This window comes from Nitrosopumilus sp. b3 (assembly GCF_014078525.1).
Lineage (GTDB): Archaea > Thermoproteota > Nitrososphaeria > Nitrososphaerales > Nitrosopumilaceae > Nitrosopumilus.
Map to the genome: position 1 here is coordinate 64,896 of NZ_MU078693.1, position 14,115 is coordinate 79,010.

Consider the following 14,115-nt stretch of genomic DNA (forward strand, 5'->3'; position numbering starts at 1 on the left):
TATGTTGTGGTAATTCAGAAAACGATTATTAATTGAAAGAAGACAATAGTCACATTATGGTTAAAAAACGAGTTGCAATTATTGGAGTAACAGGAGCAGTTGGCCAAGAATTTGTACAATCATTGAATAACCATCCATGGTTTGAGGTGACTCAAATTGCAGCATCTGAGCGCTCTGCAGGTAAGAAATACTTGGATGCGATAAAGGATGCAAATGGAATTGTTGCATGGGATGTTGGAGGAGAAATCCCAGAATATATCAAAGAAATGACAGTAAAATCAATTGATGAGTTAGATGTCTCACAACTAGATTTGGTTTTTTCTGCAGTTGAGTCACTAGCTGCTAGAGATATTGAGACTAAAATGGCAGCTGATTTACCCGTAATCTCAACTAGTTCAGCATATAGATATGAGAATGATGTTCCAATACTAATTCCAGGAATAAACGATGAACAAACAGAATTACTTGAAGTTCAAAAAAAGAATAGAAACTGGAAAGGTTGGGTAGCACCTCTTCCAAACTGTACAACAACAGGTTTGGCAATTACACTAAAACCATTACTTGAAAAATATGGTGCAAAGAAAGTCATGATGACATCGATGCAGGCCATTTCAGGTGGTGGGAAATCAGGTGTATCTGCAATGGGAATTACAGATAACATTCTTCCATACATTCCAAAAGAGGAAGGTAAGGTAAGACTGGAAACAAGGAAAATTCTAGGAAAGCTAATTGATGGAAAAATAGAAGAGGCAGACATTAGAATAAGTTGTACTTGTACTAGAGTTCCCGTAATAGATGGACATACTGAATCAGTTTTTGTTGAAACTACAAAGGAAATTGATCCGGCAAAGGCAAAAGAGACTTACAATCAATGTAACAAAGATATCTCGGTATTAGGTCTACCTTCTGCTCCAAAAGATTTCTATGCATTCCACGAAGATCCAACAAGACCCCAACCTAGAATGGAAAGAACTGTTGGTGATGGAATGACTACAACAATAGGTAGAGTTGAAAAAGAAGAACTGTTTGATAATGGTCTCAAATACATGCTATTTTCTCACAACAAAAAAATGGGTTCAGCAAAAGGTGCAGTATTACTTGCAGAAATGTTATACAAAAAAGGCAAGATTTAGATAATTTTTTGTAATTTTTACAATAATAACTTTATAAGAACCTGAAATCTAGATCGACTCAGGTGTTTTAGACGGTAAAAGTAGACGATTTAGATTTACAAATTTTATCAGAATTATCTAATGATGCATCAATTTCAGTACCTCGATTATCAAAGAAAATTAATGTTAATTCATCAGTCGTATATTCAAGAATCAAAAGGTTAGTAAAAAGAAAATTAATCGAACGATTTACAATTGATGTTAATGATGCAGAACTTGGGTATAATGTTAAAGCATTAACTGGAATTAATATGGATACAAAAAAACGAGATCATATAATTGAAGAATTATTCAAAATTGATGGAGTAAGAGAAGTGGCAGAAGTCACGGGAAGATTTGATATTTTGGTAACCATGTATTCAAAATCATTGGATCAGATGCACAAGATGGTATCAGAACGTATTGGTAGAATTGAAGGAATTCAGTCTTCAGAATCATTTATTGAGATGAAATCACGAATGAAAGCAATGCCATATATGCCATCAAAGGGTAGTGACTAATATTGCAAAAACAAAAGTCCGAATCCCGAGTTGCAGTTTATTATGAATTAACAAAACCAAAGATTTGGTATCTTCTTGTATTTACTGCATTTGGCGCAGCGTTAACAGCATCTAACATTTATGATATTGAGATTTCTCCAGCAACATGGCTACTTATGCTATTTTCAGTTGCTGCAGGTTCAGCTGCTGCAAATACATTGACTAACTATCATGATAGAGATATTGATGCCATTATGGAAAGAACAAAAGGTAGACCTCTTCCATCAAAAAGAATCTACCCTGCAGAAAAAGCAAGGAATTTTGGACTGGCATTAGCAGGAATATCACTAGTTTTAGCATTTGGTATTTCTTTTACTACAACATTTGAACAAGGATTATGGGCAACTGGATTCATTGCATTTGGATTAGTAAATAATATTCTAGTTTATTCATATGCCTTGAAAAGAAATTCTAGAACCAACATAATTTTAGGAGGTCTATGTGGGGGATCACCTCCAATGATTGGATGGGTAGCTGTCAGTATGTCAGATTTATGGACAATGGGTCTTGCAATGGCAGGATTAGTATTCATTTGGATTCCAATGCACATATGGGCTTTGACATTACATTTCAAAGATGATTATAACAAAGTAAATGTCCCAATGCTTACAGCAGTACAATCTGAAAAAACATCAGCAAGAGCTATTGCAGGTTCTACTGTTGTCATGGTATTATTTTCAATTGCGCCATTTTTTATTAGTACAGAAAGTGGGGATGCAATGGTTGGTAGTGTATATCTATGGACTGCAATTGCATCTGGTGCATTAATGATTGGCTTATCAATATGGGTTATTGCCAAACCTATGGAAAAGGCTTCATGGACATTGTTTAAATTTTCAAGTCCCTATTTGGCAGTATTGTTTATTGCATTAATGGTAGATTCAGCGTTATAAAATACTGCTATTTTCATCAAGACTGTTAAGTTCTTTAGTAATCTTAGAATGTTCTTCCACTAATTCTTCAAGTTCATTTTGGAGTTCAGTTGAATTCCATTTTGATTTAATTAATGAAGATAATTTTGCAATAGTGCTCCATTGAAGATTATTTTGTTTATCAATTAATTCTAAAAATCGTTTTCCTTTTTCATCATCATTCATATTTTTTTGAGATATTGCATTGATAAAAAGTTACCATTGGTAATTATGTAATTTCAAAGTTTTATTACTAATTGAGAATAATCCAACTTATTGAAATGTAGTATTTCAGAATGCAAATTAAAAGCAATTGAGACAGTTAGTATAAGTTTTAGAGAAACAAGGAATCTTTGCAAAGAACACTTACGATTATTTAAAAATAAAGATAAAAAACACATGCCAAAATTTTCCAAGGCCTCAAAGTTTTAACAAAATATTTAACAATTTTTAAAATCCAGGAATTTTTGAAAGATTTAACATCTACTATTTTTTAACTAAGATATGGCGGCACGAAAGAAGGTAACTGCTAAAAAGAAACCAGTTAAAAAAGCAGCAACCAAGCCAAAAAAACAAGTTAAAAGTACATCATCAAAAAAGCCAGAATTTGAGAAAGCATGGAAGGAATATAATTCTGCATTAAATGGATGGAAAGAATCCCTAGCACAGTGGCAAAAAGCTACCAATGAAACTTTGATGACGTATCATGATGCATGTCAAAAAGCATTAGAATCGGATGCAGAATTATTAAAAAAAGTAAGCTCGAGTTGGGAGACTACTTGGGAAGAAATCGGCCCTCAATATATCAAACAACAAACAAAGATGATTGAAGGTATTTTCAAAGAGACCAATATTGAATCAATTAAGAAATTTAATGAGCAATGGGAAAAATTTCTTTCAACATCAGGAGATGATTCAATTACAGCATATCAGGAAGCTATCAAAAGATTCAATCAAGCATGGCAATCAGGTCAGATGTAATTAAATTATTTTTTCTTTTTAATAATTCTAAATACTTTACATTTACAAACTGAACATATTCCACGTATTGCTGGCCTACCATTTTTCATAGTTGTATCTTTAGGATTCTCAATGATTCTTTTAGATTTACATTTTACACAATATGCATCAAGTGGACTGGAGTCTGTAGTTTTTTCAGTAGTTGATTTATGGAGTTTATTCTCAATCTCATCAAGTTTTTGATTTTGTTTTTGTAATGTTTTGATAATTTTTTGTTCAATTTTTTTATCTGTTGATTTTGAGGATTTTTTAGCCTTAGAAGTTGATTTGGTAGAGGGTTCCTTAGTGGGATTTAGTTTGGATGATAAGATTTTTTCTAACTCATCAATTTGTTGTTGTAATTCATTTAATTGAGATAATTGTTCAGGAGTTGCTTCTTCCTCTTCTGGTTCAGATGTAGATATAGAATTGGCAGATAAGATATTTTCCAAGTCATCAATTTGTTGTTGTAATTCATTTAATTGAGATAATTGTTCAGGAGTTGCTTCTTCCTCTTCTGGTTCAGTGACGGGTTCTGGTGCAAGATCAAGTTCTTGAGGAAGCTCTTCAGTTGAATCTTTTGGCAATGAGCCTCTAGGACTGGAAGGTGGTTCTGGTTCAGTGACGGGTTCTGGTGGTGATTCTAATTTCTCAATTTGTTTTTCTAATTGTTCTAATCTAGCTAGTTGTTCAGGAGTTGCATCTTCCTCTTCTGGTTCAGTGACGGGTTCTGGTGCAAGATCAAGTTCTTGAGGAAGCTCTTCAGTTGAATCTTTTGGCAATGAGCCTCTAGGACTGGAAGGTGGTTCTGGTTCAGTGACGGGTTCTGGTGGTGATTCTAATTTTTCGGTTAATTCAGATTTAGGAATTGGGAATTCTTGTATGTCACCAAGGTAATCTAGTTTTACTTTATTTCCATCAATTCTGAGATACGGAGTACCTTTAATTGAAAATGTTTCAATTTTATGCCCTTTTTTCCAAGAATTTTTTCCACTGTAAATTGTGATGTAGACTAAACCATTTTTAATATCAGATGCAATTGTTAGACGATCTACAGGTTTTCCTTTTGTAATGCCTTGTTTTGTTTCTTGATGCCGTAGTGCAACATTGATCAAATGCTCAGAATCATAACTGACTTCAGAAATTAAATAGTCAGCCCATTTATCCATTATAAAAAATAATGATTGATGTCTAGTAAATAAGCAATTAGAATTAAGAAAATTTTGATCTAATTATTTGTCAATGGGATTTTGAAAAAATAAAATAGATGGAAATAAGATTATAATTGGTAGATATCGTAAGTAATCAAATGGAAATATCAATAGAACCTTGGAAAAAATTGATAATTCATGAAGTAATCGAATACCAATTTGATGATTGGGTAAAACAGATAGCATTTAGCACAAGATCTTCAGGTGGAGGAATACCTACAATGCAATGGACAAATGGGATTGTATTTTCACCAGCAAATTTTCCTACTACAAATGTCACAGCCGAAGAGCAATTAAAAGGGGTTTTACACTGGTCGTCAGTATCTTTTGCAATTAAAGAAAAATTTGAAAAACAGATTGTTAAGGAAAATGCCACCATAAATTTGGTAGATGTTAGCGTAAATGAGATTTTCAAAGAATTAGCAACAAGTTTGAAAGCTCAATCAAAATATCTAAACCTTGAATCTGGCAAAGATCAATGAATATTGAAGAAAAAATAAAAAATTGTGAAATTTTTCTAAAACAAATTAAAAAATATGATCCTGATCCATTTTATGTAAATCATTTTTTTAATGAATTCCTCGATTCAGTAATGAATACTTATGATGATATTTTCAAAGAAGCTGATAGGGATTTTGGGTTATTTATTGTTGGAAAAATTACAAAAAAAAAATTTTATGAAAAAGCTATAATGAAAAATGATGAAAATGCAATAAAATTCTCAGAATGGTTTTCACAAAAATTTAATCAAGAACATGAAAGTCCATATCCAAACTTTATGAAAAAAATATGTGAATTTAAGAGTAAATCAAAAAAAATTCCTGAAATTAAAATAATGATTAGAGCATCAGACCGCTACAAAGATGACATTAATCAACAGATCAAAGTTAATCTAAGTAATGAAAAACTGCGAATGAAAGAAGAGTTAGATATTGAAATAAAAAGGCAATTACCAATATTTTTAGAAATAATCAATCATAAAAGAAATGAAAAAAATGAGCCTAAAGTTGGCCAAAATCAAGTAATTGCATCAGCATTTTTAGATATTGGGGATGATATTGACATTGAAATTGCATATGCATCTGAAATTTACATTTCTGTAATGAAACGATTAGTTGATGAATCAAGGGGGAAAATTAAAGAATTAACAATATGGAAATAATGAAAATGTTTAAAATCCAAAAATTGATGGTGTAGTTTTGATTTTAATTATTGGAAAATACGAGAACCCATGTTCAATAGTATTAGAAAACTCTGGAGATTTTTTTTGATTTCCTTGATATTTTAGAAAATGTTTTGAAGGCTCAGAATCTAATTTGACATAATTAAAATTATAGAATACTTGTTCCATATCCAATGATGTGATATATCCAATAACCCAAGATTCATTTTGTTGGAGTGTATATAGTGTAAGATTAGATTCATCAGGAAATTCTGGATCATATGTTAATCGGGCTAAACTTCCTAAATCTTTTACTTGAATCGGATGAAACTGATCTGAGAGTTTTTTGGATTTTACTGGAAGAGGTGAAATTTCTGATTTCATATGAACAATTGGGGCATAGTGAGAGATATTTTTTGTAGATTCCACAATATCACAAATTTCTTTATCACCTTTTACTTGATATGAAACATAACTACCAATTTTTGGCACAGGGGTATAAAAAATCAACAAAGTATTTGCAAGGGCAAAACTGCTTGAAATAATTTTCAATCCATTTAGATCTTGAGAGTATACTCTTCTAGGATATTCCCGAAATGCACAAGCATATCTTGCTAAATCGTCAAAACTTGATAATTCAACATAGCACTCATTTTGAGTAGATTCCATTACAAAATTCTAAATTAATTGTGTTTTATTCTTTTGAAAGTGCAAACATAGGTCTAATCTAGAGGTTTATCTCTAAACCAATCATTACCAATTATTACCAATCATTACCAATAGTATATATACTGGTATGAGAATTGAATGGTATGAGTACACAAACTCAATCAAACAATGTATATTCAATGTACAAGCAAAATGTGCAAAAATACTTTGAAAATATTTCAAAAATAACCCCACAGTATTTTCAAGCTATGACACAATTGCAAGAAGAATGTATGAAAACTTGTGAGAAAACAATCAATGCATCTGTATCTGTTCAACAAGAATTTGCAAAAAAAGCTGGAATTACAACTGATATTCCAGAAGCTGCAAAAACTGCAATTATAGATACTAACAAGCAAATTGTTCAAGCAACTACAACAAACAATCAATTTGTAAAAACAACAATTGATGCAACCGTACAAAATTTCAAAGCATTCAATGATAACATAAACGCATTTGCTGAATTGAATAAAAATACAATTCAATCCTGGATTAATCCAATCATACAGAAAAACTAGTATGATTGATTTTTCTTTTTATTTTCTTTATGCCATTTATTTATTCTAAAAATGATAATTTTATAAAATTCATAATTTCGTGTATAAAAAATAGAAATAATTATAGTAAATTCAGAAATTGGTAATCAAGAAATATTCAAAGTTTTGAAGATTTTACAATTTTTTTTAGATTTTGTTTATCAAAGTAATCCATTACAAAGTGAAAAACAATCAGTTTACCAAAAACCACCATTGAGATTAATGCCAAGGTAGATTCACCAAGATAAAATAAGTACATTGTAACTCCAATAGCAGTCATTATTTCTATAGCAGTACAACTACAAAAAAAGAGTAACTTTTGTCTCGATTCAGCGAATTAAGATTTTGGCCACATTGAACTCCAAGTTTCAGCGAATTTTTTCATCATTTCACCATATGCATTCATTTGTTCTAATCCAGATGAACTGAGGGTTTTTTGCCAGTTTTCAGTAAATTGCTTGAAAGATGAAGCATTGGAATCACTAACGACTTTTTGCCAGTTTTCAGTAAATTCTTTGAAGGAATTCATTCCGGCTTCAGCCATTGATTTTTGCCAGTTTTCAGTAAATAATTTCATGGTTTCAGTACTAGATTCAACTGTAGCCTTATCCCATACTTGGTTGAATTTTTCTTGCATGTCACTACTTGCTTTTTGTATTTGTTCATAAACGGTTTTCCAGTTTTCAAGTGACTTTGTATATTCTTGCCACAAAGAATCCCATTCATTATTTTTATCTTGTTCAGACAATAACTATTGATAGTTTATGCTATTCTTAAATGGATCTATAGAAAATCGAAGTTTATTTTTGACGGTTTCTTAGACGTTTTTCCATTCGAAGTTTGCCTTCCTCAAATTTTGTTCTGTCTTCATCTGTTTTGAGGGCCAATTTTGGTGCATGTGTTGGTTTTCCATTTTTGTCAAGGGCCACAAATGTTACAAATGCAGTTCCAGTAAGTGTTCTTATCCCAGTTACAATATCTTCAGCTTCTGCACGAACTTCAATTTCCATTGAGGAATTATGAACATAGTTAATTCTTGCATTCAATGTTAAAACATTTCCAACAAATACAGGTTTTAGGAAATTAACACTATCCATAGAAACAGTTACTGCATTTGATTGAGAATGTCGTTGAGCTACAATTCCTGCAACCATATCAATATGCTTTAAAATTTCACCACCAAACACATTTCCTGCAGGATTTGCATCAGAAGGGAACATCCTAACAATTACTTCTGCATGAGATTCTGAAGGACTTTTTTCACGGATTTGGGTTTCTTCTGGGGACATATTTTAATTCAAAATGATTTTTTGTTCATCCAATTTAATTTAATCAGTTGATTTGTTTATTTGAGATATTTTTTTAGGTTAATTTTATCAATTTTTGGGATTTTCGCCAATTCAAAACCTTCTGGACGTTTAGACAGAGAACGCGTTGCATCAATTCCCATTTTAGCAGTTTGTAATTTTTTTTGGTCACTTGAAGGATCAAGACTTGAGCCACGTACATTCTTAAGAATTACTAGATCTTTGTCAGCCTGAAATCTTGTAGCCATTGCATATTCAACTGATTCTGCACTATTTGGATCAATATCTTCATCTACTACAGTTACTTGTTTTAATGAACGATGGGATTCAAATGTTTTTTTGATTATTTTTTTAGGTTCAGAATCATTTTGCTTTTTAATTTGAACAACTGCATGTAGCCAATTACATCCACCATTAGTCATAGAGACTTGTAGTGTTTGAGGAAAAGATTTTTTCAGTTCACCATTTAGCTTTGATTCAATTGGCATTCCCATAAGTAATCTATGCTCAGAATATCCCGAAAGAACATCATGAAAAATAGGATTATTTCTAAAGAACATATTTTCAAGTTCAAAAACAGGTTGAGATCTTTTATGATCATATGTTTGAAGCATTTCAACCATCCATTCAGGATGAGTTTTATCGCGAAGAATTTTTCCTTCCATTACAAATTCTGAACCTGATGGTACATTCAATCCTGAAAAAGGAAGTTTTGTTAAAGTTAGTTTTCCACCCAAAAGTGAATTTGCAATATCAATCTCATCTTTTCCCCATTCAGCTTGATATGCACCTGCAATAGAAATTGCTGGATGAACACCTACAGTAATTGCGATTTTGAGATCTTCCCCATGTTCTTTAGCATCAACAAAACACCTGTGAAGATGTCGTCCTTCAACCATTCGGATAGAAAAATGAGTTTTATCAATTGGCATTAATCTATGAAATGAGGAGTTTTGTTTTCCAGTTTCAGGATTTTTGGCATATGCTACAGAAGATGTGATAAAAGGACCTGATTCTTTTTCAAAATGAGTTACAATAGGCATGGAAAGCAAATTTTTTGACTTGTTTTCCATGAATTTTCCCGAGGTGATAATTTTTGGTTTTTTAGCTTTTTTAATTGCCGCAATAATTTTTTCATGGATATTATTTTCATTTCCTCCAACTACCAAAGCAAATCTTTTTCTCGTTCCAACCAAATTGGCAACTAATTGAAAATTACTTTCTTTAATATTTTCAAATAAAACAGCATATGAGCCATCAACTTTAGCAGTAATTCCAGCAATCTCATATTTGGTCGAAACCTTTGTTTTTACAGTTTTGAGATCGTGAATCTTTTTAACTTGAGAAATATAATTTCTTAAATCACTCATTTTCAATCATTTCCATAATTTCAGACATTAAGGCTTTTGCAGTATCTGTTTCCAGTTCTTTTTGAATGAATACTGAAACTAAAGCAATTCCTCGCATTCTAGTACTTATGCGTTCAGCTACGAGTTTTAAGAAAAGAGAGTCAGTTCTTGCAGGAATAACAGTAGTAGTAATTGGGGTGGGTCCTGTGGCTAAAGAAGCAACAATTGAACCAATTTTTTTAGAACCTTCAGTTATTGAAATAAAATATCCATTTTCAAATTTTTGAATTTGTAAAAAGAAGTTACGGCTCTCCAAATTTACCGTTTTCTGGAAAAATCCATCTGGAGAGTTCAATAAGCTATGAACAAGTCTTATGCTTTTATTGCTATTGATTCATTCGCATGAGAAGATGCAACTTTAACCTCAGGATTCTTTTTACAGTTCTTTTCATGTTTATCTGGATAAACAAATAGTTTTTCACAGTGTTTGCATGGAGTTTTTTCTTTAGTTTTTGTTGCAACTTTGGATTTTGCAGTTTTTGCTTTTGATTTACTTTTTGCTTTTACTTCAACTTCAATTTCTTCTGGTTGGGTATCAGCAACTGCTTTAGCTTCAATAGAATCAGCCTCAACTCTAGCACGTAATTTTGCTTTGTATTTTAGATTACGTGGTTTTGTTCTTAGTCTATATCCACAACATGGACACCAAAGTCCTTCCCATTTGATGAAAATCTCACAAATTTGGCATCGACGTTGTCCTGAAGCATATCTTCCGGTTCCAACAGGCTTTTGAGCCTTATATCTAACACAAATTCCTTTACAAGTCATCTTGGTATTTTAATATAGAAATCATAACTATATAAGCATGGATCGATAATAATTACAATAAAAAATTAAAAAGTTGTAATAATTATCTATTATGTAACGATCAACAGAATTAGTTGCAAAAAAAACCAAGAAATCTGCCATAAATATGTATAGCTTATTTCAAAACCTTGATTTTTGAAAAAATAATATGTACACATATAGTTGTTTAAGAAAAAATTTCATGAAATAGCATAAAAAATAAAAAAATTAGAAAAAATCATCATACTTTCATCACTACACAAATTAAGTATTCATGAATTAATCAAAAAATTCAATAAATTTTTGATTTTTCAGCCAGTAATTGATAGAGGTAGTATTGAATGTCTAAAACCATTTCGCTGAGAGATATATTTTGCAGAAAGCATATCACGTTTCCCACGTTGATTAAAATTTTTGATTTTTAAACTAGTTCTACTTTCATCAACAAATTCTAATTCAAAGGATGAACAGAAATTTAGATTCAGCATTGAAACTATTTTTTTGGCAATTTCCATATTTCCATTTCCAATTTTGATGATTTTTCTTTTTGCTCTTAGACCACTCAAAATTTGAATAATATGGAAAATAAGATCTTCCACAGATAAATGAAAAGAGCTCTCAATTTCTTGTCCATAATAAAAAACAGATAAACCAATTCTTTGTCCCGGATCAATTCCTAAAATTAAAATTTCATCTTCAAAATCTAGATTTAGTTTTTGTATCATTATACCTCTAATTACAGTTGAATGATGCTCAAAGATATCCTCATGTAGTATTAGTTTTTTACATTTTTTGGGGGATTCTTTCTTGGTAGTGAAAATTAGATGTCCAGAATAACCAGAGATATCCTCAGGTAGTATTGAATCAAAAGACAATTCTAGTTTCTTAAGGTATGTTGAAAATCTATAGTAGGGTTTACCATATGTAGTAGCAATTCCAATACGGGTATTGAGTAAGGGATCTATAAGCAATTTTATGAAATATGAAATTTAGGTTTATGCCTTCAAAACAGTTGACACCACATGTTTCACTGCTTCATCAAAATTGGCATCAATTGTAGATTGGATTTCAGATAATTTAGCCTCTCCTTCTTGTGAAATTCTTGAAGATTCAGAAGTTGCTTTTTCTTTAGATGCGTTAATTATTACTTCAGCTTCCTTTGTAGCCATTTCTCTAGTCTTTTCTAATAATGTATCAATTTCATTCTGAGCTTTTAGATTCAATTGTTTTTTCATATCACCAACTTTGCTGTTTAAAGAATCTAAATCATCTTCCAAGGCATTTAGGGATTTGATAATTCCGGTAACTTTGGATTCAGCCATACTACTCATTATACCTCAAATTCGATAAATCCAATACTTAAATCATTCATTTTTAGTTGATTTTTAGGCACAAAATAATAAAAGATTGAGATTATCCAGTTGTTAAAAGTAAGATTGCTCTAGCAAGATCGCCCTTGGCTTCCTCTAAAGCATTTTTAGCCTTTTCTTCATCAACTCCAGCTTGTTGGCTAACAAGTTGAATATCCTCTTCAGAGTAAATTGGAACCTCTAATTCTCTTTCTTCATAGCTATTGGCAGTTACTGTAAAAATTGAGTTGTCCTTTGCTTTCATTTCAGTAACTGCAGGTTTTGTGATAATGATCTCTTTTTTATCAGTCTTAATTATAACTTCTTGAACATTTGATAATTCATTCATATCTAGACCCATCTTATCCATCATCCTTCGCATTTCGCGATTTCCGCCTCCACGCATCATGATTCTATTTCCCCTTTAGGACTTTTTAAACTATCTCTGACCTTAATTGCCACACCTCTATTAAAATCAGATATCATCTCATGGGATAAGACAGCTTTGCCAACTGCAATGACTCTGTCTTTAAACAATATTGGAGTATCAGCAGAAATTCTTACTTTATTTCCACACCAAATCACATGCTTACAAAATACCGATTTGCCTTCCATTACAAAAGGTGCAGCATCCTGGTTAATCTCAACACAATTTTCTTTGAATGCTTTACTTTTTAGTAAAATTTGTGCAAAGTAAGGGCTAATTGCTAAACCACCATCTATTCTCAAAGTGCACAATATTCTTCCATCATGTAAAACAGTTCGTATTCTTCCAGTCTTTCGTGAAAATGTCATTTCAATATTTTTTGGTAGATGCTTTGAAACGCCATTTCCAAATAATGCATCAAGCGAATACTGAAGTTTAAGAATTTGTTCCATACCCATGATATTTTTTATTCTAAATATTAGTTCAATGTTAAACCATATTACAACTTTTAAACTATATAGATGGGTTTAATCTCTTTAGAATATGGAAGAAAGAGAGGAAACAAGGAAAATTCAATTTACTGGGAAATCATCTTACATAGTTTCACTTCCAAAACAATGGATTATGGAGTTAGGGCTAAAACAAGGGGATCAAATCAGGATGGTAAGAAAAGGGTCATCAACTTTAGAACTATATCCTCCAAAATTTGAATCTCGCATTCAAAAAAAAGATGATGCAGTAATTGAAATAGATGGAGAAGAAAAAGATTCCTCAATTATTAGAAAATTAATTTCGTTGTATTTTCTTGGATTTAAGACAATTAATGTTAAACCAAAAAATGGTAGATTAAGTCCCAATCAAAGGAATACTGTAAAAGAAGCAGTAAAAAGAATGCTAATGGGTTCAGAAATTATTTCTGATTCTAGCGGAGGAATAACAGTTCAAGTTCTTGTAAACCTATTAGAATTATCAGTTGATGGTGCCTTTAAGCGAATGATACATTTGGCAAAATCAATGTCTAGCGATGCAATTTTAGCTGTTAAAGAAAATAATCTAGAATTGGCACAAGAAGTGATCAATACAGATGATGAAGTAGATAGATTTGGATTTTACATTATTCGTCAATTAAAGATAGCAATACAAAATGAACATATGCTAAAAGAGATGGGATTCAGAAATGCAAGAAATTGTCTTGGATACAGACTGGTTGTAAAAAATATTGAGAGGGCAGGAGATCACGCATCATTTATTGCAAAAGATCTTTTAGAGTTTAAAAAACCAGTTAAAAAAGAGATTTTAGATAAGCTTCAAGATATGAATGAATTTTGTTTATCAGTATTGGATGAATCATGTCTGGCTTTATTCAAAGAAGATTATGTACAAGCAGAAAAAACTATTGAAAAAACAGCTGAGATTGCCAAATATGAGAAAAAAGTAAGGGATGCTTCAAAATCATTGAAAGATGATGAGGAAATTTATAGGATAAGAAGAATGTCTGAGAATATTAGAAGAGTTTCTGAATATGCTAGTGATATAGCAGAAATTGTATTGAATATGAATATTGAAAAAGTATTGAAAAAAACGGAATGATTATCAGAT

Annotated in this window: 21 protein-coding genes; 8 read left to right on the forward strand and 13 right to left on the reverse strand. The window is 31.4% G+C overall.

What is annotated here, in order from left to right; all coding sequences use genetic code 11:
- Positions 1-56 precede the first annotated feature (56 nt).
- From asd to cyoE, 3 genes are all read left to right on the forward strand, one after another.
- Positions 57-1,133 (forward strand): aspartate-semialdehyde dehydrogenase, encoded by a 1,077-nt coding sequence (gene asd, locus C6990_RS00330; RefSeq protein WP_182127775.1) that lies wholly within the window; start codon positions 57-59, stop codon positions 1,131-1,133.
- A gap of 131 nt (positions 1,134-1,264) precedes the next feature.
- The gene (locus tag C6990_RS00335; protein WP_246282225.1) at positions 1,265-1,672 is read left to right on the forward strand and encodes an Lrp/AsnC family transcriptional regulator; all 408 of its coding nucleotides are present in this window, start codon (positions 1,265-1,267) and stop codon (positions 1,670-1,672) included.
- 2 nt (positions 1,673-1,674) lie between these two features.
- A complete protein-coding gene (cyoE, locus tag C6990_RS00340; RefSeq protein ID WP_182127776.1) occupies positions 1,675-2,604 on the forward strand; it encodes a heme o synthase in 930 nt (309 codons plus the stop codon).
- Here the strand turns inward: cyoE and C6990_RS00345 are convergent.
- Positions 2,599-2,808, reverse strand: a complete 210-nt coding sequence (locus C6990_RS00345; protein ID WP_182127777.1) for a hypothetical protein — start codon at positions 2,806-2,808, stop codon at positions 2,599-2,601. The genes cyoE and C6990_RS00345 overlap by 6 nt on opposite strands.
- A gap of 318 nt (positions 2,809-3,126) precedes the next feature.
- On the opposite strand from C6990_RS00345, the gene C6990_RS00350 reads away from it, so the two are divergent.
- Entirely contained in the window at positions 3,127-3,603 is a 477-nt protein-coding gene (locus C6990_RS00350) for a hypothetical protein (protein WP_182127778.1), read from the forward strand.
- A gap of 5 nt (positions 3,604-3,608) precedes the next feature.
- On the opposite strand, the gene C6990_RS10920 is transcribed toward C6990_RS00350, so the two are convergent.
- Positions 3,609-4,790, reverse strand: coding sequence for a DUF5679 domain-containing protein (locus C6990_RS10920; RefSeq protein ID WP_255465049.1), 1,182 nt, complete (start codon positions 4,788-4,790; stop codon positions 3,609-3,611).
- Positions 4,791-4,930: 140 nt separating this feature from the next.
- On the opposite strand from C6990_RS10920, the gene C6990_RS00360 reads away from it, so the two are divergent.
- Together C6990_RS00360 and C6990_RS00365 are read left to right on the forward strand one after the other, a co-directional pair.
- A complete protein-coding gene (locus tag C6990_RS00360) occupies positions 4,931-5,314 on the forward strand; it encodes a hypothetical protein (protein WP_182127779.1) in 384 nt (127 codons plus the stop codon).
- A complete protein-coding gene (locus C6990_RS00365) occupies positions 5,311-5,994 on the forward strand; it encodes a hypothetical protein (RefSeq protein WP_182127780.1) in 684 nt (227 codons plus the stop codon). Before C6990_RS00360 ends, C6990_RS00365 begins: the two co-directional genes overlap by 4 nt.
- A 9-nt stretch (positions 5,995-6,003) precedes the next feature.
- Here C6990_RS00365 and C6990_RS00370 read toward each other — a convergent pair whose 3' ends face one another.
- Complete coding sequence (locus tag C6990_RS00370; protein WP_182127781.1) at positions 6,004-6,663, reverse strand: hypothetical protein; 660 nt, start codon at positions 6,661-6,663, stop codon at positions 6,004-6,006.
- A 143-nt stretch (positions 6,664-6,806) separates the two neighbouring features.
- Between C6990_RS00370 and C6990_RS00375 the strand changes: the two genes are divergently transcribed.
- Positions 6,807-7,220 carry a hypothetical protein gene (locus tag C6990_RS00375; RefSeq protein ID WP_182127782.1) on the forward strand — a complete coding sequence of 138 codons (414 nt, stop codon included), beginning with the start codon at positions 6,807-6,809 and terminating at the stop codon, positions 7,218-7,220.
- A gap of 136 nt (positions 7,221-7,356) precedes the next feature.
- On the opposite strand, the gene C6990_RS00380 is transcribed toward C6990_RS00375, so the two are convergent.
- From C6990_RS00380 to C6990_RS00425, 10 genes are all read right to left on the reverse strand, one after another.
- A complete protein-coding gene (locus tag C6990_RS00380) occupies positions 7,357-7,518 on the reverse strand; it encodes a hypothetical protein (RefSeq protein ID WP_182127783.1) in 162 nt (53 codons plus the stop codon).
- A 57-nt stretch (positions 7,519-7,575) separates the two neighbouring features.
- Complete coding sequence (locus tag C6990_RS00385; RefSeq protein WP_182127784.1) at positions 7,576-7,986, reverse strand: hypothetical protein; 411 nt, start codon at positions 7,984-7,986, stop codon at positions 7,576-7,578.
- A 52-nt stretch (positions 7,987-8,038) separates the two neighbouring features.
- The gene (locus C6990_RS00390; RefSeq protein WP_182127785.1) at positions 8,039-8,527 is read right to left on the reverse strand and encodes an acyl-CoA thioesterase; all 489 of its coding nucleotides are present in this window, start codon (positions 8,525-8,527) and stop codon (positions 8,039-8,041) included.
- Positions 8,528-8,583: 56 nt separating this feature from the next.
- Positions 8,584-9,915: a UbiD family decarboxylase gene (locus C6990_RS00395; RefSeq protein WP_182127786.1), complete on the reverse strand. Its 1,332-nt coding sequence runs from the start codon at positions 9,913-9,915 to the stop codon at positions 8,584-8,586.
- Positions 9,908-10,249 (reverse strand): proteasome assembly chaperone 4, encoded by a 342-nt coding sequence (locus C6990_RS00400; RefSeq protein WP_182127787.1) that lies wholly within the window; start codon positions 10,247-10,249, stop codon positions 9,908-9,910. The genes C6990_RS00395 and C6990_RS00400 overlap by 8 nt, the downstream gene beginning before the upstream one ends.
- A gap of 17 nt (positions 10,250-10,266) precedes the next feature.
- A complete protein-coding gene (locus C6990_RS00405; RefSeq protein ID WP_182127788.1) occupies positions 10,267-10,722 on the reverse strand; it encodes a hypothetical protein in 456 nt (151 codons plus the stop codon).
- 329 nt (positions 10,723-11,051) lie between these two features.
- Complete coding sequence (locus C6990_RS00410) at positions 11,052-11,615, reverse strand: hypothetical protein (protein ID WP_182128040.1); 564 nt, start codon at positions 11,613-11,615, stop codon at positions 11,052-11,054.
- Positions 11,616-11,735: 120 nt separating this feature from the next.
- Entirely contained in the window at positions 11,736-12,062 is a 327-nt protein-coding gene (locus tag C6990_RS00415) for a hypothetical protein (protein ID WP_182128041.1), read from the reverse strand.
- A gap of 91 nt (positions 12,063-12,153) precedes the next feature.
- Positions 12,154-12,498 carry a nascent polypeptide-associated complex protein gene (locus tag C6990_RS00420; RefSeq protein WP_182127789.1) on the reverse strand — a complete coding sequence of 115 codons (345 nt, stop codon included), beginning with the start codon at positions 12,496-12,498 and terminating at the stop codon, positions 12,154-12,156.
- Entirely contained in the window at positions 12,495-12,968 is a 474-nt protein-coding gene (locus C6990_RS00425; RefSeq protein ID WP_182127790.1) for a PUA domain-containing protein, read from the reverse strand. The genes C6990_RS00420 and C6990_RS00425 overlap by 4 nt, the downstream gene beginning before the upstream one ends.
- Before the next feature lie 91 nt (positions 12,969-13,059).
- Between C6990_RS00425 and C6990_RS00430 the strand changes: the two genes are divergently transcribed.
- Complete coding sequence (locus C6990_RS00430; protein WP_182127791.1) at positions 13,060-14,106, forward strand: phosphate signaling complex PhoU family protein; 1,047 nt, start codon at positions 13,060-13,062, stop codon at positions 14,104-14,106.
- Positions 14,107-14,115 lie beyond the last annotated feature (9 nt).

What these genes read in the sequence shown, in the direction of transcription:
- C6990_RS00395 (WP_182127786.1), bottom strand. Translation starts at nt 9,915, where the DNA reads ATGAGTGATTTAAGAAATTATATTTCTCAAGTTAAAAAGATTCACGAT.
- C6990_RS00350 (WP_182127778.1), top strand. Translation starts at nt 3,127, where the DNA reads ATGGCGGCACGAAAGAAGGTAACTGCTAAAAAGAAACCAGTTAAAAAA.
- C6990_RS00375 (WP_182127782.1), top strand. Translation starts at nt 6,807, where the DNA reads ATGAGTACACAAACTCAATCAAACAATGTATATTCAATGTACAAGCAA.
- C6990_RS00360 (WP_182127779.1), top strand. Translation starts at nt 4,931, where the DNA reads ATGGAAATATCAATAGAACCTTGGAAAAAATTGATAATTCATGAAGTA.
- C6990_RS00425 (WP_182127790.1), bottom strand. Translation starts at nt 12,968, where the DNA reads ATGGAACAAATTCTTAAACTTCAGTATTCGCTTGATGCATTATTTGGA.
- asd (WP_182127775.1), top strand. Translation starts at nt 57, where the DNA reads ATGGTTAAAAAACGAGTTGCAATTATTGGAGTAACAGGAGCAGTTGGC.
- C6990_RS00420 (WP_182127789.1), bottom strand. Translation starts at nt 12,498, where the DNA reads ATGATGCGTGGAGGCGGAAATCGCGAAATGCGAAGGATGATGGATAAG.
- C6990_RS00380 (WP_182127783.1), bottom strand. Translation starts at nt 7,518, where the DNA reads ATGACTGCTATTGGAGTTACAATGTACTTATTTTATCTTGGTGAATCT.
- C6990_RS00415 (WP_182128041.1), bottom strand. Translation starts at nt 12,062, where the DNA reads ATGGCTGAATCCAAAGTTACCGGAATTATCAAATCCCTAAATGCCTTG.
- C6990_RS00430 (WP_182127791.1), top strand. Translation starts at nt 13,060, where the DNA reads ATGGAAGAAAGAGAGGAAACAAGGAAAATTCAATTTACTGGGAAATCA.
- C6990_RS00405 (WP_182127788.1), bottom strand. Translation starts at nt 10,722, where the DNA reads ATGACTTGTAAAGGAATTTGTGTTAGATATAAGGCTCAAAAGCCTGTT.
- C6990_RS10920 (WP_255465049.1), bottom strand. Translation starts at nt 4,790, where the DNA reads ATGGATAAATGGGCTGACTATTTAATTTCTGAAGTCAGTTATGATTCT.
- C6990_RS00370 (WP_182127781.1), bottom strand. Translation starts at nt 6,663, where the DNA reads ATGGAATCTACTCAAAATGAGTGCTATGTTGAATTATCAAGTTTTGAC.
- C6990_RS00390 (WP_182127785.1), bottom strand. Translation starts at nt 8,527, where the DNA reads ATGTCCCCAGAAGAAACCCAAATCCGTGAAAAAAGTCCTTCAGAATCT.
- C6990_RS00345 (WP_182127777.1), bottom strand. Translation starts at nt 2,808, where the DNA reads ATGAATGATGATGAAAAAGGAAAACGATTTTTAGAATTAATTGATAAA.
- C6990_RS00365 (WP_182127780.1), top strand. Translation starts at nt 5,311, where the DNA reads ATGAATATTGAAGAAAAAATAAAAAATTGTGAAATTTTTCTAAAACAA.